Origin of the sequence: Cobetia sp. SIMBA_158, from assembly GCF_046566945.1 — a bacterium.
GTDB lineage: Bacteria > Pseudomonadota > Gammaproteobacteria > Pseudomonadales > Halomonadaceae > Cobetia > Cobetia amphilecti.
Map to the genome: position 1 here is coordinate 187,509 of NZ_JAWJYL010000006.1, position 22,029 is coordinate 209,537.

General features: G+C 64.7%; 15 protein-coding genes. 12 read left to right on the forward strand and 3 right to left on the reverse strand.

All coding sequences use genetic code 11. The features are described 5' to 3' along the window. Nucleotides 1-89: 89 nt before the first annotated feature. Nucleotides 90-2,207: a S9 family peptidase gene (locus tag R2R70_RS11560; RefSeq protein ID WP_410978047.1), complete on the reverse strand. Its 2,118-nt coding sequence runs from the start codon at nucleotides 2,205-2,207 to the stop codon at nucleotides 90-92. Between the two features lie 267 nt (nucleotides 2,208-2,474). Here R2R70_RS11560 and R2R70_RS11565 point away from each other — a divergent pair, with 267 nt between their 5' ends. The 3 genes from R2R70_RS11565 to R2R70_RS11575 are packed head-to-tail and all read left to right on the forward strand — an operon-like array spanning nucleotide 2,475 to nucleotide 6,093. Next, complete coding sequence (locus tag R2R70_RS11565; RefSeq protein ID WP_410978048.1) at nucleotides 2,475-2,999, forward strand: hypothetical protein; 525 nt, start codon at nucleotides 2,475-2,477, stop codon at nucleotides 2,997-2,999. Between the two features lie 60 nt (nucleotides 3,000-3,059). Next, a complete protein-coding gene (locus R2R70_RS11570) occupies nucleotides 3,060-5,207 on the forward strand; it encodes a VWA domain-containing protein (RefSeq protein WP_410978049.1) in 2,148 nt (715 codons plus the stop codon). Further along, a complete protein-coding gene (locus R2R70_RS11575) occupies nucleotides 5,200-6,093 on the forward strand; it encodes a class II glutamine amidotransferase (protein ID WP_410978050.1) in 894 nt (297 codons plus the stop codon). The genes R2R70_RS11570 and R2R70_RS11575 overlap by 8 nt, the downstream gene beginning before the upstream one ends. Before the next feature lie 121 nt (nucleotides 6,094-6,214). On the opposite strand, the gene cysK is transcribed toward R2R70_RS11575, so the two are convergent. Continuing rightward, a complete protein-coding gene (cysK, locus tag R2R70_RS11580; protein ID WP_043333985.1) occupies nucleotides 6,215-7,180 on the reverse strand; it encodes a cysteine synthase A in 966 nt (321 codons plus the stop codon). A gap of 520 nt (nucleotides 7,181-7,700) precedes the next feature. Here cysK and R2R70_RS11585 point away from each other — a divergent pair. The 6 genes from R2R70_RS11585 to R2R70_RS11610 all read left to right on the forward strand — a co-directional run bounded on the left by R2R70_RS11585 (nucleotide 7,701) and on the right by R2R70_RS11610 (nucleotide 18,155). After that, nucleotides 7,701-9,461 (forward strand): AMP-binding protein, encoded by a 1,761-nt coding sequence (locus tag R2R70_RS11585; protein WP_410978051.1) that lies wholly within the window; start codon nucleotides 7,701-7,703, stop codon nucleotides 9,459-9,461. A gap of 232 nt (nucleotides 9,462-9,693) precedes the next feature. Further along, nucleotides 9,694-13,860, forward strand: coding sequence for an ATP-dependent RNA helicase HrpA (gene hrpA / locus R2R70_RS11590; protein ID WP_410978052.1), 4,167 nt, complete (start codon nucleotides 9,694-9,696; stop codon nucleotides 13,858-13,860). Nucleotides 13,861-14,258: 398 nt separating this feature from the next. Beyond that, entirely contained in the window at nucleotides 14,259-15,443 is a 1,185-nt protein-coding gene (locus tag R2R70_RS11595) for a beta-ketoacyl-ACP synthase III (RefSeq protein ID WP_410978066.1), read from the forward strand. A gap of 135 nt (nucleotides 15,444-15,578) precedes the next feature. Continuing rightward, the gene (locus R2R70_RS11600) at nucleotides 15,579-16,340 is read left to right on the forward strand and encodes a VacJ family lipoprotein (RefSeq protein WP_410978053.1); all 762 of its coding nucleotides are present in this window, start codon (nucleotides 15,579-15,581) and stop codon (nucleotides 16,338-16,340) included. 116 nt (nucleotides 16,341-16,456) lie between these two features. Beyond that, on the forward strand, nucleotides 16,457-17,608 hold the full coding sequence (locus R2R70_RS11605; protein WP_043333982.1) for a PP2C family protein-serine/threonine phosphatase: 1,152 nt from the start codon (nucleotides 16,457-16,459) through the stop codon (nucleotides 17,606-17,608). Next, complete coding sequence (locus R2R70_RS11610; RefSeq protein WP_043333981.1) at nucleotides 17,601-18,155, forward strand: STAS domain-containing protein; 555 nt, start codon at nucleotides 17,601-17,603, stop codon at nucleotides 18,153-18,155. The genes R2R70_RS11605 and R2R70_RS11610 overlap by 8 nt, the downstream gene beginning before the upstream one ends. Nucleotides 18,156-18,334: 179 nt before the next feature. Here the strand turns inward: R2R70_RS11610 and tal are convergent, their stop codons facing one another. After that, complete coding sequence (gene tal / locus R2R70_RS11615; RefSeq protein ID WP_043333980.1) at nucleotides 18,335-19,273, reverse strand: transaldolase; 939 nt, start codon at nucleotides 19,271-19,273, stop codon at nucleotides 18,335-18,337. Between the two features lie 52 nt (nucleotides 19,274-19,325). Here tal and R2R70_RS11620 point away from each other — a divergent pair, with 52 nt between their 5' ends. The 3 genes from R2R70_RS11620 to R2R70_RS11630 all read left to right on the forward strand — a co-directional run bounded on the left by R2R70_RS11620 (nucleotide 19,326) and on the right by R2R70_RS11630 (nucleotide 21,944). Continuing rightward, nucleotides 19,326-19,469 (forward strand): hypothetical protein, encoded by a 144-nt coding sequence (locus R2R70_RS11620; RefSeq protein ID WP_410978054.1) that lies wholly within the window; start codon nucleotides 19,326-19,328, stop codon nucleotides 19,467-19,469. A gap of 128 nt (nucleotides 19,470-19,597) precedes the next feature. Then, entirely contained in the window at nucleotides 19,598-20,815 is a 1,218-nt protein-coding gene (locus tag R2R70_RS11625; RefSeq protein ID WP_054555389.1) for a Bcr/CflA family multidrug efflux MFS transporter, read from the forward strand. 112 nt (nucleotides 20,816-20,927) lie between these two features. Further along, nucleotides 20,928-21,944, forward strand: a complete 1,017-nt coding sequence (locus tag R2R70_RS11630) for a substrate-binding domain-containing protein (protein ID WP_107335494.1) — start codon at nucleotides 20,928-20,930, stop codon at nucleotides 21,942-21,944. Nucleotides 21,945-22,029 lie beyond the last annotated feature (85 nt).

Sequence of the window (22,029 nt, forward strand, 5' to 3'; positions counted from 1 at the left end):
GTAACCGGCGGGGGCCTTGTCGTATGCGGCTGTCAGGGTGCTATCCGACAGTCACAGCGCTGTGCGAAAGACACGCAAGCACAGGCACCTCAGTCGTCGCGCGTGGCCTCATTGCCGTCGGCTTTCTCGCACACGCCCAGCGCCCACAGCAGGAAGGCGTCCTGACGCGCATTGTCACGCCACGCCTTGAAGCGACCCGAGGCGCCGCCGTGTCCGGAGCTCATGTCGGTGCGCAACAGGACAGGATGCGGCGTGCAGTCCATCTGGCGCAGACGCGCATAGAGCTTGGCCGGCTCCCAGTAGGGCACGCGGGTGTCATGCCAGCTGCCCTGCAGGAACAGCGGCGGATAGGACGCGGCACTCAGGTTGTCCAGCGGCGAATAGGCGCGGATGCGACGCCGCGCCTCGTTCTCGTGCGGGTTGCCCCACTCGGTGTATTCCGCGGTGGTCAGCGGCAGCTCCGGGTTTTCCATGGTGCGCAGCACATCGACGAAGGGCACATCGAGCACCGCGGCGCAGAAGGCCTCGGGACGCTTGTTGAGGCTGGCGCCGACCAGCAGACCACCGGCGCTGGCACCGTAGGCGGCAATGCGATCCGCGGCCCCGACGCCCTGCTCGACCAGCGCATCACGCGCGGCGAGGAAGTCGTTGAAGCTGTTTTCCTTGTGCTCCAGCTTGCCGGCCAGATACCAGGGCTCGCCACGGTCCCCGCCGCCACGCACGTGGGCGACCGCGAAGGCGACGCCGCGCGTCAGCAGTTCCAGGCGGGCGATCGAGAACCAGGGGTCCAGTGTCTCGCCGTAGGCGCCATAGCCGTAGAGCAATACCGGCAGCGGAGCGTGGGGACGGCCTGCGTCATCACACAGGTCGCGCCGCATGACCACCGAGACCGGCACCTGCTCGCCATCGTCGGAGGTCGCCCACAGGCGGCGGCTGATCAGCTGCTCGGGCGCGAGATCGCCATGCACGGTCTGACGCTTGAGCAGGCGGCGCTCTCCCGTGTCGAGGTCCAGCTCGATCCAGCTCGGCGGCGTGGTGAAGCTCTCCTCGCGGATGCGCAGGCGGCGAGCGTCGAAATGCGGGCAGTCGCCCAGCCCCTGGCTCAGCGGTTGCTCCGGCATCGCCAGGCGTTCGTCGCGGCAGATCGTTTGTGTCGGCGCCGTGCCCTCGAATTCGATCACGCGCAGCCAGGCCTGGGCCTGACGGTGGTCGCGTTCATCGACCATCAGCCCCCAGCTGAAGGCTTCGACACCTTCCAGCGTCACCTCATCGCGGGTGGCGATCAGCGGCTGCCAGTCGCCGGGCGCATGCTCGGAGGCGATATCGAGCTGGAAGTGCGGCGCTTGCCTGTTGTGCAGCACATAGAAGTGGCCGGGGCGGTGATCGACGCCGTACTCGACACCGGTCTCGCGGGCGCGCACCAGGCGCATCTCACCCAGCGGGGCATCGGCCTTGAGCAACCAGGTCTCGCTGGTGTCCTTGGAGGCGGTCTCCAGAATCAGCCAGGCGCGTGAGCGGGTCTTGCCCATGCCGACCCAGAATTCGCTGTCTTCCTCGCGATAGAGCAGCGTCTCGGCGCGGCTCGCGACATTCAGACACCAGATCTCGAAGGGGCGCTGGGTGCTGTCATAGCGCGTGAACAGCAGGTGCTGGCCGTCCTCGGCCCACACCAGGTCCGGCCCGATATCCTCCAGCAGGCACTCGTCATCGTGGCCTGCGTTGCGTGAGTCGCCATTCGCCGCGTTCAGTGTTGCAAGACGCAGGCTGAACACCTCGTCGCCGCTGGTGTCCAGAGTCCATGCCAGTTGCTGTTCATCCGGGGAGATGGCCATCTCGCCCAGCTCGACGAAGTCGTGATGGCGCGACAGGCTCTGCAGGTCCAGCAGGCATTCGTGCTGGCGGGTATCGGCGGGGTCGGCACCGATCGCATGGCGCCACCAGACCGGATAGTCGGCGTCGGCCGCGGTCTCGCTCCAATAGACATAGTGATCCAGTGCCTCGGCCAGGCTTGAGACGGCCAGTTTGCGGCGCGCAAGATGGCCGTGATAGAGGGCGTCGCTCAGCGGCGCGAGCGGGGCGAACCAGCGATCACTCTCGGCATTGGCCGCCGTGAGAAAGGTGGTGACCTCTGGCGTGTCGCGTTCTTCAAGCCAGTGCCATTCGGGGTCATTGGCACGATAATGGCGCTGGACGGGGCTATCGGGCATGGCTACCTCTTGAAAGTGGGGTGCTCGAGTGTGTCGGGCGGGCATGGAGTGTAACATTGAGCCTGTCCCACAGCGTGCGCAAGCCCTTGCCTCATGGGAGGCATCGCCGCCGTGAGAGATGAATGCGCAGCCTCTGGTGCCACGCAACGTGTGGCCCCGATGATGGGATGACTCGATGGCTGAACTGAGGTGCCGGCTGCTTCTGCACAGGACAGGCACCCCTCAGAATGTCAGTCTCGACAGGATGTTATGACAGGAGTGAAGGGCATGATGATTTCCGATTCGCTGCCGCAGATGTGGCTGATCTATTTTGGCCTGGCAGCGGTAGTGCTGTTTACCGGCTATATGGCGGTGCGAATACTGCCGCGTTTCCTGCGCTGGATCCTCGTCGGCGGTATCGCCGGCATGATCGCCGTGCCGACCAGTTTTCACGTCACGGCCAGCGTCGCGGAAGATGCCTACACCGGCCTTGCGCCGGCCATCGTGGCCTTTGCCGTCAGCGTGGTGCAGAAGGATGGTGGTGGCATGGCCTCGGCCTTCGGCATGCTGGTACTGGGCATCGGGGCCGGCGTGGTGCTGGGCCTGGTGATCTGGTGGCTGGGACGCGGGCGTGAACAGCGTCGCCGCGCCGCCCAGCAGCACCGCCAGCCTCATGCCCACGAGCAGGAAGATGAGGAAGTGCGCGAGGGCCACGCCGCTGGCGCCAGCTTGCGTAGCGAGAAACGTGGCACCCCGGCTCGTGCGTCGGAGCGTACCCGCGCAGGCCGTGACCGTCAGGAACCGTCGCTCTGATCGAGCGTCGTTCGATCAGCGCCAGCCGTGCATTGTCCGAGCGTGGACTAAGGATCTGTCATGCCCCGTGATGTAGCTGTCACTTCGTCTCTTGAGCCAGTCCGTTCTCCAGGGCTTGCGTCCGGCTCTTCATCCGGCCCTCTAGCGAAGGGTGCGGGGGCGCGCTGGCTGGCGGCCCTGATGCTGGCGGGCATCAGCCTCGCGTCGCCCTCGGCCTTCGCCGAGCAGGCATCGTCAGCGGACAACGCCTCGGCCAGCGAGCCGATGAGTGAGTCGGTGAGTGAGTCGGTAGATGAGTCGGCCAGCGAACAGGCTGAGCAGATGCCGTTCGTGGCCCGCGATGTCGCGAGTGACGTGAATGCAAGCAGTGGCTCGGCGCGCGACATTGCGCCTGACCTGCGCATGGCGATCGATGTCTCCGGCAGCATGAAGCACAACGACCCGACCAATCTGCGCGCCAGTGCGCTGGACCTGCTGGTCACCTTGCTGCCGGAGCGCTCGCGTGCGGGACTGTGGGGCTTCGGTGAGCAGGTGCAGCCCCTGCTGGCGCTGGGCGCGGTCGATGCGGGCTGGAAGCAGGCCGCCCGCGGGCTGGAAGGGCGGCTGGACGATTACGAGCAGTACACCGACCTCGAGGCGGGCCTGCGTGCCGCCGCCGAAGGCGCCGATGCGAGCATCGATGGCCAGGGGCCGCGTCAGGTCATTCTGCTCTCCGATGGCATGGTCGACCTGCGTGAACCGAGCAGCGAGAAGGCCGCCTCGGACAGCGCCTCGCGTCAGCGCATCACCGATGAGCTGACGCCACAGCTGGCGGCGCACAACATCACGGTGCATACCGTCGCGCTGTCGCGCAATGCCGATATCGATCTGCTACAGCAGGTCGCCGATGGCACCGGCGGGCTGGCGACGGTCGCCGAGACCCCGGAAGACCTGCTGCGTGCCTTCCTCGGGGCGCTCGACCGTATCGTGCCCGGCGAGCTGGTGCCGCTCGAGGACAAGCGTTTCACCATCGATGGCAGCGTCGAGGAATTCACGGCGCTGGTCTTCCACGGCCCCGATGACAGCGCGCCGGTATTGATCGCGCCGGATGGTCAGCGCTATTCGCTGGCCGACAAGGCGTCATTGCCCGAGGGCGTGCGCTGGGAACATCAGCCGCGCTATGACCTGATCACCGTGACCGACCCCGCGGCCGGGCAGTGGCGTATCGAAGGGCAGGTGGGCGTCGATAGCCGCATCACCGTGGTATCAGACCTGGCGCTGGTATCGCGCCCGCTGCCGGCCACGCTGTATCGCGGCTTTGGCTATTCCCTCTCAGCCTCGCTGGTCGACGGCGCACGTGATGTCGTCGAGCAGGACTTCCTGGCGACGCTGGACGGCAATGCGCGTCTGGTGCCGGAAGACGAGGGTGACATGTCAGCAGAAACGGCAGCCGTGACCAGCGCCCAGCAGCGCGGTCTTGAGCGTGACCGCGCGCAGTTCAGCGTCAACATGCCGCCGCCGCAGCAACCGGGTGGCGCTCGCCTCACGCTGACCATCGAGGGCCAGCGCGATGGCGCGCCCTTTGCACGTCAGTTGAGCCAGCGCACCAGTGTGGTCGACCCGCTGCTGATTGAGCCGATCGGTGGCAATGCGCAGAATGCGACGCCGCCGAGCGCGCTGGAGGTCAGCGCGCGTCATCCGCTGCTCAACACCGCCAACACCCAGCTGGACGCGACGCTGCAGGGCGAGCCGTTGAGCGTGGCGGAAGCGGGCGAGAGTCGCTGGCGTATCGAACTGCCGCCGCTGGAGCGTGACGTCAGTGCCGATGTGCAGATCAGCGCGCGCATCGCGCTGGGCGGGAGTTCGCGGGTGATTGACCTGGCGCCCTATACCCTCAACGCGAATGCGGCGCGGCGTGCCGCCAATCTGGATCGCTCGCCCATCGAGGGTGAGTCCTTCGGTGAGATTCAGGGCCTGGATCAGGCGGTAGAGGAGAAGGAAGACCTCAATGATCTGCTGATGAAGGGCCGCCTGCCCATCGACAAGGTGCCTGCGTTGATCAGTCAGTGGTTCGAAGGAGCTTCGGACTTTGCCCAGCGTGAGGCAGAATCACCGCAAAGCCGCATGATCGCTTACGCCGTGGCCGGTGTGATCGGCCTGCTGGTAGTGATCATGTTGGTGCGTCGCATGACGCGCAAGCCGACTCAGCGGGAGGAACCCCATGTGTGAACTGCTCGGCATGAGTGCCAATGTGCCGACCGATATCTGCTTCAGCTTCGCCGGTTTTCTGCAGCGAGGCGGGGGTACTGGTCCGCACCGCGATGGTTGGGGAATCGCCTTCTATGAAGAGGGCGGTTATCGCGAATTCCGTGACCCGCATCCTTCGGTGGATTCGCCCATCGCGCGCATGATTCTCGACTATCCGATCAAGTCGCAGATGGTCATCAGCCATATCCGCCAGGCCAATGTCGGCCAGGTGACACTGGCCAATACCCACCCGTTCACGCGCGAGCTGTGGGGCCGGCAGTGGTGCTATGCCCACAACGGTCAGCTGGCGGACTGGCAGGCACTGCCCCTGCCGTACTATCGCCCGGTGGGCAGCACGGACAGCGAGCACGCTGCCTGCTTCCTGCTCGGCGAGATCCGGCGCGCCTTCCCGAATCCGCCGGCGCGGTGCGAAGACCTGTGGCGACATCTGCACGCCCAGTGCGAGCGTCTGCGCGGGTTTGGCGTCTTCAATCTGCTGCTCTCCGACGGCGTGCATCTCTACGCCTACTGCTCCACCAAGCTGGCGCACATCACGCGCCGTGCGCCCTTCGGGCAGGCGAGCCTCACCGACTTCGAGATGAGCGTCGACTTCCAGCAGCACACCACCGATGCCGATGTGGTCTCGGTGATCGCCACCGATCCGCTGACCGACAATGAGCAATGGCAGCGCCTGCTGCCGGGGCAGCTGGTGGTGTTCCGCGAAGGCGAGCTGGTCGCCAGTCTTGGTGGCGAGTTGCCGCTGAGCCAGGAAGAGTCAGGGCAGGAGCAGGCCGAGAGCGGGGCGGTCGATCGCACCGCCACCGCGCGCCGCAAGCCGGATTGGCTGGCTTCTGACTTGAGCTGCTGACGTTTGGTGATCTGAGTCGCTGACGCTGAGCGACCGAGAAAGAGCGTGAACGCCAGACACACGAAGGGCCGCAATCGCGGCCCTTCGTGTTTGCGGCTTTTGCCTGGTCAATGCGTGAGGCTCAGCCTTCGACGTCGTCGAACATGCCGGCGAACATCGGCGAGGACAGGTAGCGCTCGCCGCTGTCCGGCAGGATGACGACGATGGACTTGTCGGCGTAGGCCGGATCTTCTGCCAGACGCAGCGCCGCGGTCATCGCCGCACCGCAGGAGATGCCGCACATGATGCCTTCTTCCTGCATGATGCGACGCGCCATGGCCATGGCGTCTTCACTGGCGACCGGCTCGACGCGGTCGATCAGCGCCAGGTCCAGGTTGTCGGGAATGAAGTTGGCACCGATGCCCTGGATCTTGTGCGGGGCCGGCGTGATCGACTCGCCCTGCATGCGCTGGGTGATGATGGCGGATTCCGCCGGCTCCACCGCCACGGCTTCGAGTGACTGGCCGCGCACCGTCTTGAAGTAGCGGGCGATGCCGCTGATGGTGCCGCCGGTCCCGACGCCCGCCACCAGCACGTCCATCTCGCCATCCAGCGCGTCCCACAGCTCCGGGCCGGTGGTCTCTTCGTGGATGCGCGGGTTGGCCGGGTTGGAGAACTGCTGCGGCAGGAAGTAGCGTTCCGGCTCGGCCTTCTGCAGCTCGCAGGCCTTGTCGATGGCGCCCTGCATGCCCTTGGCCGGGTCGGTCAGCACCAGGTTGGCGCCGAGGGATTTCAGCACCTTGCGGCGTTCCATGCTCATGGAGGAGGGCATGGTCAGGGTGACGGGGTAGCCACGCGCCGCGCCGACGAAGGCCAGCGCGATACCGGTATTGCCGGAGGTCGGCTCGATGATTTCCATGCCCGGCTTGAGCACGCCGCGTTCCTCGGCGTCCCACACCATGCTGGCACCGATACGGCACTTGACCGAGAACGCCGGGTTGCGGGCTTCCACCTTGGCGTACAGGCGTGGATGGCTGCTGAGGCGGTTGATCTTGACCAGCGGCGTATTGCCGATGGCTTGTGAGTTGTCCTGATAGATCTTGGCCATGCGAGGTCCTCTGGGTATCTGGCGGCTAGACAGCGAGCAGGCCCGCTGCTTGAGTGAAGTGATGATGCTCAGCAGCGCCTGTCGCGACTGTATGAGCATAAGGTTAAGGGCTAGCCGAGCGCGACTCAAAGGCCTGAAGCGCATAACGACATGGCAAGGTTGGCAGTCGCGGCTAGTCTCTGACCAAGGTCGTACAAGAGTAGTGGTTTGATTTAACGACACTTTTTTGGATGTGAACGATAGTTTCAATCGGTCGTTTTACATCATTGGCGTGACTGGTTAAGGTGAAGCGCGGCGACCCTGGAGGTTCTTGCCGGGGTGTCGTCGGTGTATTGCCGGTACCTGCGCGCGCGTTGTCGCGCCGTCCTTTTCCCCATCACGCCGTCATTCATGTCATTGTTCACATGTGGGCGTGACGCCCTGATAACAACAAGTGCTGAATTCTCGCCTGTGGCTGCCAGTGAAAGACTCCGCGCCCGGCCACGATCCAGCAGACGAATGCAGTCATGGAGCCCAAGCCATGCATGATGCCAATCCTGCCAACGCCTCGGCAGACCCGGAAGCCGACAAGGCGTCTGATCACGCTGGCCCCGTGACCGGGGACGCCAACCTGATCGTCAGTGGCGAGCCGTTGTCCGGTCTCGAGGATTACCCCTCGATTCTCGAGGTCTTCGAGGCCAGCTGCGCCAACTATGCCGAGCGTCCGGCCTTCAGCTGCATGGACAAGACGCTCAGCTACGCCGATGTGGACCGCCTGTCGCGCAATTTCGCCGCCTGGCTGGAACACGAGACCGGCCTTGAGCCCGGTGATCGCATCGCCATTCAGCTGCCGAACCTGCTGCAGTTCCCGGTGGCGGTATTCGGCGCGTTGCGCGCCGGTCTGGTGGTGGTCAACACCAACCCGCTCTATACCGAGCGCGAGATGCAGCACCAGTTCCATGACTCCGGCGCTCGCGCCATCGTGATTCTGGCCAACATGGCGGACAAGCTCGAGAAGGTGCTCAAGCGCACGTCCATCGAGGAGGTCATCATCACCGAGATCGGTGACCTGCATGACTTCCCCAAGCGTCCGCTGATCAATCTGGCGGTGCGCTACGTCAAGAAGATGGTGCCGAAGTACCACCTGCCCGACGCACACGGCCTGCGTGACGTGCTCAAGCGCGGGGCGGGGCTCTCGCACACGCGTGTCACGCGCCAGCCCGAGGACATCGCCGCGCTGCAGTACACCGGCGGCACCACCGGCGTCGCCAAGGGCACCATGCTGACCCACCGCAATCTGGTCGCCAACATGCTGCAGGCGCGCGGCGTGATCAGTGATGTGCTCAATGAAGGCCAGGAGGTGCTGATCGCGCCGCTGCCGGTCTATCACATCTATACCTTCACGGTGAATTGCCTCTACAGCATGGAGAGCGGCAACCACAGCGTGCTGATCACCAATCCGCGCGATATCGATGGCTTCATCAAGACACTGGCCAGGACGCCGTTCACCGCCTTCGTCGGCCTCAACACGCTGTTCTCGGCGCTATGTCAGCGTGATGACTTCAAGGCGCTGGACTTCTCGAGTCTCAAGCTGACCATCTCGGGCGGCATGGCGCTGACGCGCAGCGCGGCCGAGCGCTGGGAAACCGTCACCGGCTGCCCGATCGCCGAGGGCTACGGCATGACCGAGACCTCGCCCATCGTCAGCTTCAATCCGCCGCGCGAGCTGCAGCTGGGCACCATCGGCAAGCCGGTGCCGGGCACCGAGCTCAAGGTGGTGGACGCCGATGGCGTGACGCTGGGGCGCGATGCGCCGGGCGAGCTGTGCGTGCGCGGCCCCCAGGTGATGAAGGGTTACTGGCAGCGTGACGATGCCACGCGTGAGGCAATGGATGACGAGGGCTTCATCCGCACCGGCGATATCGCGGTCATCCAGCAAGATGACTTCGTGCGCATCGTCGATCGCAAGAAGGACATGATCATCGTCTCCGGCTTCAATGTGTTCCCCAACGAGATCGAGGACGTGGTCAGCGGCCATCCGGATATCGTCGAGGCGGCGGCAGTGGGCGTGCCGGACGAGCAGAGCGGCGAGGCGATCAAGCTGTTCGTGGTCTCAAGCAATCCGGATCTGGATCGCGACAGCCTGCGCAGCTGGTGCAAGGAGCAGCTGACCGGCTACAAGGTGCCGCGCTTCGTCGAATTCCGCGATGAACTGCCCAAGACCAACGTCGGCAAGGTGCTGCGCCGTGAGCTGCGCGACAGCGAAGAGAGCTGTGGCAATACGCCGCTACGCGAGCACTGAGGACAGTACTGAGGGCAGCGCTGAGCCGGCGGCATGGCAGGGGACTAGCACCGCCAAGGTTGGGCGCGGCTACGCGCAGGGCTACAATGGACGGCCCGTCACTTGTTGACGGGCCGTTTTGTCATTCAGGCATCATGGCTTGCTGCCCCGTGCAGGCGAGCGTGAGGCTGAATTCCCGAGAGTTTCCGGCTGCGCGCGTGGCGTGTGGTCGCTGGTTGAGAAGAGGCAGTCCTTGAGCGACACCGCTACCGCACCGTCCGAACATGCGCGTCTTGAAGCCCTCGCGGCTCGCCTTGAACGCGCCCTGAGCCGTGATCAGCGCGAGCTGGGCAAGCGCCTGGCTGGCCTGCGGCGGCGTCTCAAGGAAGGCAAGCCGGTCGATCGTGCCATCAACGACATCGAGAGCCGCCTGGAGGCGAGCATCGCCCAGCGCGCCGCCCGCGAGACGGCACTGGCACGCTGGCAGACACCCGCCGCGCTCAACTATCCGCCGGAACTGCCGGTGGTGGAGCGTCGCGAAGACATCCTCGCCGCGCTTGCCGAGCATCAGATCGTGGTGGTCGCCGGCGAGACCGGCTCGGGCAAGACCACCCAGCTGCCCAAGCTGTGTCTGGAGATGGGGCTGGGGCGCAATGGCCTGATCGGCCACACCCAGCCACGCCGACTGGCGGCGCGCTCGGTGGCGGCACGTCTGGCCGAGGAGCTCGAGACGACACTCGGCGAGACGGTCGGGTATCAGGTGCGCTTCAACGACACCACCGGCCCGTCGACGCTGATCAAGCTGATGACCGACGGTATCCTCCTGGCGGAAACCCAGCATGACCCGGACCTGAGCCGCTACGAGGCGATCATCATCGATGAGGCCCACGAGCGCAGTCTGAACATCGACTTCCTGCTCGGTTACCTCAAGCGTCTCACCGCGCGCCGTCCGGACCTCAAGATCATCATCACCTCGGCGACCATCGACGTGGAGCGCTTCAGTCAGCACTTCGCGGCCCAGGATGGCACGCCGGCGCCCATCGTCTCGGTCAGCGGGCGCAACTTCCCGGTCGAGACCCAGTACCTGCCACTGGTGCGCGACGCCGAGGATGAGGAAGACCTCAGCCTGCAGGAGGGTATCCTGCGCGCGGTGGAAGAGCTGTCGGTGATCGAGCGCGACAAGGGCTGGATGCGGGGCCCGCGTGACGTGCTGATCTTCCTGCCCGGCGAGCGCGAGATCCGCGCCACCGCGGACACCCTGCGTCGCGCCCAGCTGCGCGATACCGAGGTACTGCCGCTGTACGCGCGTCTCTCCAACGAAGAGCAGAACCGCGTCTTCCAGCCGCATCGTGGCCGCCGCATCGTGCTGGCCACCAATGTCGCCGAGACCTCGCTGACCGTGCCGGGCATCCGCTACGTGATCGACCCGGGCCTGGTGCGCATCAGCCGCTACAGCTATCGCTCCAAGATCCAGCGTCTGCCGGTGGAGCCGATCAGCCAGGCCAGCGCCAACCAGCGCAAGGGCCGCTGCGGGCGTATCGCCGAAGGCCTGTGCATCCGCCTCTACAGCGAGGAGGACTTCCTCGCGCGCCCGGAATACACCGAGCCGGAAATCCAGCGCACCAATCTGGCCTCGGTGATCCTGTCGATGCTGTCGCTCAAGCTGGGCGACATCGAGAAGTTTCCCTTCGTCGATGCGCCGGATTCGCGCTTCGTCACCGATGGCTTCCGCCTGCTGCGCGAACTGGGCGCGGTGGATGAACACAACCGTCTGAGCCGTGATGGCCGCACCCTGGCGCGTCTGCCCATCGACCCGCGTCTGGCGCGCATGGTGCTTGAAGGCGCCTCGCGCGGCTGCCTGCGTGAAGTGCTGATCATCGTCAGCGCGCTGTCGATCCAGGACCCGCGCGAGCGCCCCGCCGACAAGCGCCAGCAGGCCGATCAGATCCACCACGAGTGGGATGACGACAACTCCGACTTCGTCAGCTGGCTGAATCTGTGGGAAGGCTTCGAACTGGCGCGGGATGCCTTGGGCGCCAACCCGCTGCGCCGCTGGTGCAAGGCGCGCTTCCTCAACTATCTGCGCCTGCGCGAGTGGCATGACACCTTCCGCCAGCTCAAGCAGCTGACGCGCGACCTGGGGCTGGAGATGACCAGCGCCCAGCATGAGCGCGACGCCGAGGCCCAGGCCGAGGTCACCGCGCGGGTACTGGCCTCACCGGGGCAGGGTCGCCGCCCGTCGGTGGCCATCGATCACGAATCACTGCATCGCGCGCTTTTGACCGGGCTGCTCTCCAATCTTGGCCTCAAGCAGGAAAATCGCGAGTATCTCGGCGCGCGCAACCGACGCTTCTTCGTTCACCCGGGTTCCGGTGTGGCCAAGAAGTCGCCCAAATGGGTAATGGCGGCCGAGATGGTCGAGACCACCAAGCTCTACGCGCGTCAGGTCGCGGCGATCAAGCCCGAGTGGGTCGAGCCGCTGGCCGAGCATCTGGTCAAGCGCAGCTACAGCGAGCCGCACTGGGAGATGAAGCGTGCCCAGGTGGTCGCCAGTGAGCAGGTGACCCTGTTCGGGCTGCCCATCGTCACCGCGCGCAAGGTGCATTACGGCCCGCTGGCGCCGGAAGAGTCTCGCGAGCTGTTCATTCGCCGTGCGCTGGTCGAGGGCGAATTCCAGACCCGTGCGCCGTTCTTCGCCCACAATCGCGGCCTGATGGATGAGGTCGGTGAGCTTGAGGATCGCGCGCGCAAGCGGGACATCCTCGTCGACGAAGAGACGCTGTTCTCCTTCTATGCCGAGCGCATTCCGGAAGGCATCTACAACGGGCGCAGCTTCGACAAGTGGCGCAAGGAAGCCGAGCGCGACAACCCCGATGTCCTGCATCTGAATCTCGACGACCTGATGGCGCGTGACGCCGAGGAAGTCACCGTCGCGCGCTACCCCGAACAGCTGCACCACAACAGCGTCGCCTACCCGCTGAGCTATCACTTCGCGCCCGGCGCGGTGGATGATGGCGTGACGATGATCGTGCCGGCGGCGATGCTGTCGCAGCTGCCGCGCTATCGCATCGAATGGCTGGTGCCGGGGCTGTTGCGCGACAAGGCCATCGCGCTGATGAAGTCGCTGCCCAAGCAGTACCGCAAGCAGGTGGTGCCGATTCCCAACTGGGTCGATGCCGCACTTGAGGCGCTGACCCCGGACGACGTGCCGCTGACCGATGCGCTGGCCGAGTTCATGCGCGTCAAGACTGGCCTGCGCCTGCCGCAGGATGCCTGGGGGCCCGAAACGCTGGAACCGCACCTGAAGATGAACCTGCGCATCGTCGATCAGGACGGCAAGGTGTTGGGCGAAGGGCGGGACCTCGAGGCTTTGGAAGCACGCTTCAAGGACTCGGCCGCGGCCGCCGCGCGGGCGATGGCCAGCCGCAGCCGTGAAGCCGACAGCGAAGTGCTGGAAGATCTGCCGGAGACACCGATCGCCACCTCGCACAGCACCACCCAGGCGGGCATTCGCGTCGAGGCCTACCCGGCGCTGGTGGTGAAGGCGGCGGCGCCTGCCGACAGCGGCATGAGCGCCAAGCAGCGCAAGCTGGCGCGCAAGACCGGCAAGAACAGCGCGCCGTCCAGTCATGCGCCTGCCAGCGCGACGGCTCAGGTCGAGCAGAATCTGAGCGTGGAGCTGTTCGATCATCCGGCCAAGGCCGCCGCCGCGCACCGTGATGGCATCACGCGCCTGGCGATGGCACGCCTGCCCGACCAGGTGCGCTATCTGGACCGTGACCTCAAGGCGCTGGAGCGCTGTGCGCTGCTGTTCGCCAAGGTCGGCACGCGTCGCCAGCTGGCGGATGACTTCATCTACAGCGTCTTCGAGCAGGTGATGGCCGTCGAGCCGCTGCCGCGTTCGCGCAGCGAACTGCAGGCGCGTCTCGATGACAAGCGGGCCGAGCTGGTGCCGCACGCCGAGGCGCTGCTCAAGCCGCTGGAAGCCGCGCTCAAGCAGCATCTGGAGCTATCCAAGCGCCTCAAGGGCAAGATCGACTTCTCGATGGCGCTGGTGGTGGCTGACCTCAAGGCCCAGCAGGCACGCCTGATCACGCCGGGCTTCATCCAGGCCTCCGGTGAATGGCTGCATCAGCTGCCACGCTATGTGGAGGCGATGCTGATCCGTCTCGACAAGGCGCCGCGTGAGCGCATGCGCGACCAGCGTGACATGGAGGAGGTCAAGGGCTTCGAATCCCGCCTTGATGCCCGCCTGAGCAAGGCGCGCGAGCAGGGGCTGCCGGATGCGGAGCTGGAAGAGTTCGGCTGGTGGCTGCAGGAACTGCGCGTCTCGCTGTTTGCCCAGCAGCTCGGCACCCTGGAGACCGTCTCCGCCAAGCGCCTCGAGAAGCGCTGGCAGGAGCTGATGGCGCGCCGCTGATGTCCTGAGACTGGGCTCTGTCCTGGCTGAAGCTCTGCCTTGTGAAGCTCTGTCCTGGCTGAAGCTCTGCCTTGTCTGGGGCCATTCCAGGGCGCTGTGCGTGGCATCAGGGGCTTGCGTGACCGGTACGTGGAGGCGTGCTGCGGCGGGATGGCCCAAGCTGCAGACAGGAATTGCTGTTTAAGCATTCACTGTGATCGCCCGACAAATGCTGACTCGGGCGTCTGGAATCGCCGAGACAGCGTACACTGAACATGGGGCATGACGACGCGGCGCCGGGTCGTGCCCCGCTCAATTCTGGTGATATCCCGCGGGATAGCACTGTCAGGAGTGGATGCATGCCAAACAATGACAATGATCACGCTGCCGATACGCAACACGCCAACGCCGGTCAGTCCATGAGCGCCAGCGGCAATCATCGCGTACTGATCACCGGCAGCGGGCTCTACACGCCGCCCAATGCCATCAGCAACGAGGCATTGGTGGCGTCCTTCAATGCCTGGGTGGCGGCGGACAATGCCGCCAATGCCGACGCCATCGCACGTGGTGAGCGAGAGGCGCGCACCGAGTCCAGCGCCGAATTCATCGTCAAGGCCTCGGGTATCCACAGCCGCTACGTGCTGAATGCCGAGGGCATTCTCGACCCGGAGCGCATGCGCCCACGCCTGCCGGCGCGCGCCAATGACCAGCCCTCGGTGCAGTGCGAGATGGGCGTGGCGGCCGCGCGTGAAGCGCTGGCGGCGGCGGGCGTCAACGCCGCGGACCTGGATCTGGTCATCGTGGCCTGTTCCAACCTCGAGCGCCCCTATCCGGCGGTGGCGGTGGAACTGCAGGCCGCGCTCGAGGCCGGTGGCTATGCCTTCGACATGAACGTGGCGTGCAGCTCCGCCACCTTCGGCATCGAGACCGCCGCCAACGCGATTCGCAGCGGCAGCGCCAGGCGTGTGCTGATGGTCAATCCGGAGATCTGCAGTGCGCATCTCAACTTCCGCGACCGTGACAGCCACTTCATCTTCGGGGATGCTTGCACGGCCGTGGTGCTGGAAGCGGCGGATGTCGCCACGCGCACCGATGGCTTCGAGGTGCTCGGCACGCGTCTGGTGACGCGCTTCTCCAACGCGATACGCAACAATTTCGGCTTCCTCAATCGCACGGCGGTGCTTGAGGACGACGTGGCATCCGCGATGACACTTGACAGCGCAAGCCATCGTGTAAAGGCCGATGACAAGCTGTTCATCCAGGAGGGGCGGCGTGTCTTCCGCGAGGTCTGCCCGATGGTGGCCGAGCTGATCACCACCCATCTGGGCGAGATCGAGGCGGACGGCGGTGATCTTGATCGCATGTGGCTGCACCAGGCCAACCGCCACATGAACGACATGATCGCGCGGCGCGTGCTGGGGCGTGACCCGTCGAGCGAGGAAGCGCCGATCATTCTCGATCGCTACGCCAATACCAGCTCCGCGGGCTCGGTGATCGCCTTCCACCTCCATCACGCTGATCTGGCGCCGGGGAGCCTGGGGGTATTGTGTTCTTTCGGGGCAGGCTACAGTGCCGGCAGCGTGCTGCTGAAACGCTGCGGTTGAAGCAGGACATTGCGCGAATCCACGTGGCCTGTGCTGGCTCTTGGCGGGCGCGGAACGTATAAAGAAGACCGGACCTGACAGCCAGGGATGTGGCAAGGACCGCTGCAGGAATCCAATAGACTTACAGGTGACGAGATGCACACGATCAAGACTTCCCTGCCGGCACTGCTGGCCATGTCCCTGCTGGCGGGCTGCGCCAGCACCGGAGACAGCGAGCCGAACCCTCAGGACCCCTGGGAGGGCTTCAACCGTAACGTCTATACCTTCAATGACACCCTGGATCGCTATGCCCTCAAGCCGGTCGCGCAGGGCTATGACTATGCGACGCCGGAGCTGGTACAGGATGGCGTGGGCAACTTTTTCTCCAATCTGGGAGAGGTCAGCACCATGTTCAACTCGGTGCTGCAGTGGAAGTGGGCCAATGCCGGTGTCTCCACCGGCCGTCTGCTGCTCAACTCCACCGTCGGCATCGGCGGCCTGTTCGACCCGGCCAGCGAGCTTGGCTGGACAGTGGACGAGGAAGACTTCGGTCAGACGCTTGCCGTCTGGGGTGCAGGGCAGGGGCCGTATCTCGTGCTGCCGCTGTTCGGTCCGAGTACCGTGCGTGATACCGCGGGCATGCCGGTGGATTACTTCGCTGATCCCGTCAACTACGTCGAAGACGACAAGGTGCGTTACGGTCTGAAGGCGCTGGATCTGGTCGATACCCGTGCCGGTCTGCTCGAGCAGGAGAAGTTGATCCAGGGCGATCGCTACAGCTTCATTCGTGATGCCTACCTGCAGCGCCGCAACTTCGAGATCAACGATGGCAAGCTGGGCGATGATCCCTTCGCCAGCGACAGCTTCGATGATGCCGATCTCGACGGTGCCTTCGCACCGGAAGACGACAGCCAGTAACGCGTCACCCGCAGCAGGCGACCGGTACCGTGAATGGGTCAGTGGTGCCGGTCGCGAGGGCAAGCAGCATCAAGACTGCGAGTGGATGGCAGTAAGGACGGGAATGAGGGGTTGGCATGGCGGATGAGCAAGGCAAGCGTCTGTTGATCGGTCTGATTGATCTTCCCGGCTCGCGGCGTGATGCGCTGGCGAACCTGTTGACGGATGAACGCTGTGCGGTGGCGGCCTGTGATGGCATCGCGACACTGCCCAGCGGGGTGGCGGTGGTGGTCGCGCATGTCGAGGCCGTTTCCAGTCATGAGTGGGCGCGTCTGGCCGAGCGCCTGCCGACGGTGGTGGTGGCCGAGAGCCGTGGCGATGAATGCCTGTTGCCGGCGGTGGAGGCCGGGCTGGTCGATTACCTCATCTCGCCGCGCGAGCATGGCTCGGTATTGCGCAGTCTGCTCAAGCGGGCGGCGGAGCATCACCAGCTGGCCCATGAGCACGCCAAGGCACGCGCGCGCCTCGAGGAGCTCAACGAGCACCTGGAGACGCATCTGGCGCTGCTGCGTCAGGACCAGCAGGCCGGTGGCCAGATCCAGCAGCGTCTGCTGCCCCAGAGCGGGCAGCACATCAATGGCGTCAGTTATGAGTACTGCCTGTCGCCGTCGCTGTATCTGTCGGGTGACTTCCTCGAGTACCAAGCGATCGACGAACGCTTCAGCCTGTTCTACTTTGCGGATGTCTCCGGGCATGGCGCCTCGTCGGCCTTCGTGACCGTGCTGCTCAAGCTGTTGTTCGCACGGGCGATCCGCCACTGGGAGGAACATACGCCGGAAACCTTCGGCCCCGAGTGGCTGGCACTGCTCAACCGTGAACTGATCGACAGTGGTATCGGCAAGCATGCCACGGTGATGTGTGGTGTGATGGACCGTGACACGCGCACGCTGCATTACACTCTGGGCGCCCAGCTGCCGATGCCGGTACTGGTCACGCCTGACGGCGAACTGCGTGAGCTGGAAGGCAGCGGTCGGCCGGTGGGGCTCTTCCCAGACACCCGCTATCCAGCGTATCGTGTGGCGCTTCCTGAGCGCTTCCGTCTGTGGCTGGCCAGTGATGGTGTACTGGAATGCCTGCCGGGCGAGGCGCTGGAGGACAGGACTCGAGCACTGCATCAACGGATTCTGAGCAGTGAGGATGTGCAAGGATTGCGTCGTGGACTGGCGCTGGATGGCGAGCTGCCGGATGACCTTACCTTGATGACGCTGACAGGATTCCATGATGGATGAAGGACGTATCCAGGCCGTGTTCGAAGACGGCCTGTTCGTGCTCAAGCTATCCGGTGATGTACGCCTGACGCTGTGTGCCACGCTGGATCAGCAGGTACAGCGCGTGGCTGCGGTTGAGGGACTGGAAAGCGTGATCATCGATCTGCGCGAAGCGACCAATGTCGATTCCACCGCACTGGGCTTTCTGGCCAAGCTGGCGCTGGCGGTCCGCGACCGGCTGGTGATGCCGGCACAGGTGGTGGCTGCCCATCCCGACGTGCTGACCATGCTCAAGGTGATGGGGTTCGACGAGGTGGCCAGTGTCGTGGACGCCGGCAGCCTGCCGGAGGCGGACCAGGCCGATCTGGACGGGGCTTCCTGCTGCAACGCGCCAGCGCTGAACGAGTCTCAGGATGACGCCGATGCCTCGCCCCAGCAGGAACAGGAGCTGCGCGGACGCATTCTCGAGGCTCACCGGCTGTTGATGTGCCTGAATGGCCACAACCGCCTGGAGTTCCAGCCGCTGATCGAGCTGCTGGAAAGCGAGGAGCATCGCCAGCCGCACTGAAGGCGCGCTGGGACGTTGAGCCTGACAGCACGCTGCTGAAAGCACGATTCAGACAGCACGTTTCTGAAAGCACAAAAAAAGCGCCTGCCGTGAAACACGGCAGGCGCTTTTTGTTGCCTTGGCCATTCAATGAGCTCTTGCTTAACAAGAGCTCATCATCGGCGCTATGCTCCGTTGGCTCAGTGGCTGCGCAGTTCGGCCAGCAAAGTCTCGAGCTTGCGCTGATCGGCCATGAACTTGCGGATACCTTCGCCCATCTTCTCGGTGGCCATGGCGTCTTCGTTCATGTCCCAGCGGAAGTTGGACTCGGTCAGCACTTCCGGCACGTTCTGCTCGGCATCGGCGGCCAGCAGGCGACGTTCCAGCGGGCCGGTGCTCTCGGCCAGCTCACCCAGCAGTGCCGGCGAGATGGTCAGGCGGTCACAGCCGGCCAGCGCTTCGATCTCGCCGGTGTTGCGGAAGCTGGCGCCCATCACGATGGTCTTGTAGCCGTGACCCTTGTAGTGCTCGTAGATGGCCTTGACGGACTTCACGCCCGGGTCGTTGTCGCCGCTGAAGTCGGCGTCCGGCTGATTGGCCTTGTGCCAGTCGAGAATACGACCGACGAAGGGCGAGATCAGCGTCACGCCGGCATCGGCACAGGCCTGGGCCTGGGCGAAGCTGAACAGCAGCGTCAGGTTGGTGCGGATGCCTTCGCGCTCGAGCTTCTCGGCGGCGCGAATGCCTTCCCAGGTAGAGGCGGTCTTGATCAGGATGCGTTCCTGACCGACGCCATTGGCGGCGTAGCGCTCGATGATGCGATGCGCGCGACGGATGGTCTCGTCGGCATCGAAGGACAGACGGGCGCTGACCTCGGTGGAGACATAACCCGGCACCAGGCCGGCGATCTCGGTACCGATATCCACGGCCACGGCATCGACGGCATCATCGATGTCGGTGGCCTTGCGCGCGACTTCGGTCAGGCGCTCGCGACGTGACGGGTCCTGAGCGGCCTGCAGGATCAGTGACGGGTTGGTGGTAGCATCAGTGGGCGCGAAGCGACGAATGGCCTCGAGGTCACCGGTGTCGGCGACGACGGTGGTCATTTCCTTGAGTTGGGAGAGCTTGTCCTGTGCCATGCAAGAGTTTCCTGTACTGAGCGTGAGCCACCCGAAGGGGTGAGTGGCCCTCATGAATAAGGCAAGAGGTGAAGGGCAGGGGCCGCCGGAGCGAGCGCTGCCACCGAGTGTGCACCCACGCCTGCCGGCTGTGAAGGCATCTCGGGCCGATCGCCCCAAGTGGATGATCCGCGGGGATTTCATCAGCGTGATGTGACATTCGTCACCTGTGTAGGTCAACTGTATCAATTGTGCGGCGGCGCGCCCACTGTCGTCATCTGACGGCAAGGGCGTGGCGTTTTCGGCACGTGGACATACCATCGACAAACGATTGCAGGAGGGGATGTGGACAAGCGTCAAACCCGTCAGCTGGCCTTGCTGGTAGCGGCCAATACGGCCCTGGCTCCATTGGCCATCGATGCCTATCTGCCGGCATTGCCGGCCATGGCAGAAGACCTGGCGACCACGGTGCACCATACGGAGCTGTCGCTGTCGGTCTTCCTGCTCGGCTTCTCGCTGGGGCAGCTGATCTTCGGCCCGCTGTCAGACCGTATCGGGCGCAAGCCGGTCCTGCTGTCAGGCATCTTCGTCTTCCTGCTGGCGAGTCTGGCCATCACCCAGGTCGAGAGTCTCGAGGGGCTCTATGCGCTGCGCTTCCTGCAGGCGCTGGGCGGCGGCGCCTCGGTGGTCAATTCCTCGGCGATCGTGCGCGATTGCTTCAGTGGCCGCGAGGCGGCCAAGGTGCTGTCCACCGTCGCGGTGATCATGATGCTGGCGCCCTTGATCGCGCCTGCCATCGGCAGTCTGCTGCTGGGCATGGCGGGCTGGTGGCTGATCTTCGCCTTCCTGGCCGCCTATGCCGCCTTCCTGCTGGTGGTGCTGCCGCTGCGCTTGCCCGAGACCCGGCGCAAGCGTGAGGCGGACGAGCCGCCGGCCAGCCTCCTGCAGGTCGCGCGTGACTATGCCAGCGTGCTGCGCCACGGGCCGGCGATGGGCTATGCGCTGACGCAGGCGATGGGCTTCGGTGGCATGTTCGCCTTCATCACCGCGTCGCCCTACGTCTATATGCAGCATTTCGGAGTGACGGCGGCCTGGTACCCGGTGCTGTTCGGCGCCAACATCCTGTTCATGTTCACCGCCAACCGTCTCAACGTGCGCCTGCTGTCACGCCTGTCGCCGCCGCGCCTGCTGCGCATCGGCATCGGTATCCAGCTGTCTGCCGCCATCCTGCTGGTATCGGCGCTGGCACTGGGGCTGGACCTGCTCTACGTCATCGCGCCGCTGCTGATGGTGTTCGTCGGGGCCAACGGCATGGTGGCGCCCAACGCGATCTCCTCGGCGCTGGAGTATTTCCCGCGCATCAGCGCCACGGCCAATGCGCTGATCGGCAGCATGCAGTTTGCCAGTGGCGCCGTGATCGGCATGTTGATCGCAGGTCTGGCGATGGACAGCCTGTGGCCGATGATTCTCGGCATGCTGGGCACGGCGCTGGTCAGCAATATTCTGCTGCGGGTGCTGGCAGGGCGTCGCGCCCTGGCGCGCCATGAGACGCCGTCCGACTGAGAAAGGCTTGAGCCGGCGACTGTCACACAGTTGTCATGAATGCTTGGCAAGGTACTCCCTGTAGACAAGAAGCCACCTCACTGGCTCATTCCTATCGCAAGGAGTTTCAGGCATGAAGGCGTTCCTCAAGTCCGGTCTCGCAGTGGCTGTCATCGCTGCATCAGTTGGTGCTGCAGAAGCCCGTGAACAGCTGCGCATCGTGGGTTCTTCCACGGTCTATCCGTTCTCCAGCTACGTCGCTGAAGAGCTGGGTGCCACCAGCGATTTCCCGACTCCGGTCATCGAATCCACCGGTTCCGGCGGCGGCATGAAGCTGTTCTGTGAAGGTGTCGGTGACAGCACTCCGGACATCACCAACGCCTCTCGTCGCATGAAGACGTCTGAATTCGAGCGCTGTGAAGAGAACGGCGTGACCGATATCACCGAAGCCATGATCGGCTTCGACGGTATCGCCTTCGCCCAGTCTGTCCGCGATGGCAGCATGGACCTGACCCGTGAGCAGATCACCCTGGCGGTCGCCGCTCAGGTGCCGGTCGACGGCAAGCTGGTCGACAACCCCTACACCAAGTGGTCCGAGATCGACTCCTCCCTGCCGGACCGCAAGATCACCGTCTACGGGCCGCCTTCCACTTCCGGTACCCGTGACGCCTTCGAAGAGCTGGTGATGGAAGTCTCCACCGAAGAGATGGAAGGCTACGGCGGTGAGGGTTACACCAACATCCGTCAGGACGGTCACTACATCGCTGCCGGCGAGAATGACAACCTGATCATCCAGAAGCTGGTCGAGAACACCGAAGCCTTCGGTATCTTCGGCTACTCCTTCCTCGAAGAGAATGCTGACAAGGTCGTCGGTGCTTCCATCGATGGCGTGCAGCCGGAAGCCGATGCCATCTCCTCTGGCGAGTACCCGGTCTCCCGCTCCCTGTTCTACTACGTGAAGAACCAGCACAAGGATGACGTGCCGGCTCAGCAGGCCTACAACGACCTGTTCATGAGCGAGAAGATGATCGGTGAGCTGGGCTACCTGAAGGGCATCGGTCTGATCCCGCTGCCGAAGGAAGAGCGCGCCACGCTTCGCGAGCAGGTCGCTGAGCGCACCAAGCTGACTCTGGCCGATCTCCAGAAGTAAGCAACGCAGCTGACCCTCTGACGCGGCCGGTTGCCCTTGGCAGCCGGCCCGTTTGCTTGACTGGTCGCAGGGTTTCGCAAGGCAT

Coding starts and splice junctions, on each gene's coding strand:
- R2R70_RS11570 (WP_410978049.1), top strand. CDS start 3,060: ATGCCCCGTGATGTAGCTGTCACTTCGTCTCTTGAGCCAGTCCGTTCT.
- R2R70_RS11565 (WP_410978048.1), top strand. CDS start 2,475: ATGATGATTTCCGATTCGCTGCCGCAGATGTGGCTGATCTATTTTGGC.
- R2R70_RS11560 (WP_410978047.1), bottom strand. CDS start 2,207: ATGCCCGATAGCCCCGTCCAGCGCCATTATCGTGCCAATGACCCCGAA.
- R2R70_RS11630 (WP_107335494.1), top strand. CDS start 20,928: ATGAAGGCGTTCCTCAAGTCCGGTCTCGCAGTGGCTGTCATCGCTGCA.
- cysK (WP_043333985.1), bottom strand. CDS start 7,180: ATGGCCAAGATCTATCAGGACAACTCACAAGCCATCGGCAATACGCCG.
- tal (WP_043333980.1), bottom strand. CDS start 19,273: ATGGCACAGGACAAGCTCTCCCAACTCAAGGAAATGACCACCGTCGTC.
- R2R70_RS11595 (WP_410978066.1), top strand. CDS start 14,259: ATGAGCGCCAGCGGCAATCATCGCGTACTGATCACCGGCAGCGGGCTC.
- R2R70_RS11575 (WP_410978050.1), top strand. CDS start 5,200: ATGTGTGAACTGCTCGGCATGAGTGCCAATGTGCCGACCGATATCTGC.
- R2R70_RS11585 (WP_410978051.1), top strand. CDS start 7,701: ATGCATGATGCCAATCCTGCCAACGCCTCGGCAGACCCGGAAGCCGAC.
- R2R70_RS11620 (WP_410978054.1), top strand. CDS start 19,326: ATGAATAAGGCAAGAGGTGAAGGGCAGGGGCCGCCGGAGCGAGCGCTG.
- R2R70_RS11605 (WP_043333982.1), top strand. CDS start 16,457: ATGGCGGATGAGCAAGGCAAGCGTCTGTTGATCGGTCTGATTGATCTT.
- R2R70_RS11610 (WP_043333981.1), top strand. CDS start 17,601: ATGGATGAAGGACGTATCCAGGCCGTGTTCGAAGACGGCCTGTTCGTG.
- R2R70_RS11600 (WP_410978053.1), top strand. CDS start 15,579: ATGCACACGATCAAGACTTCCCTGCCGGCACTGCTGGCCATGTCCCTG.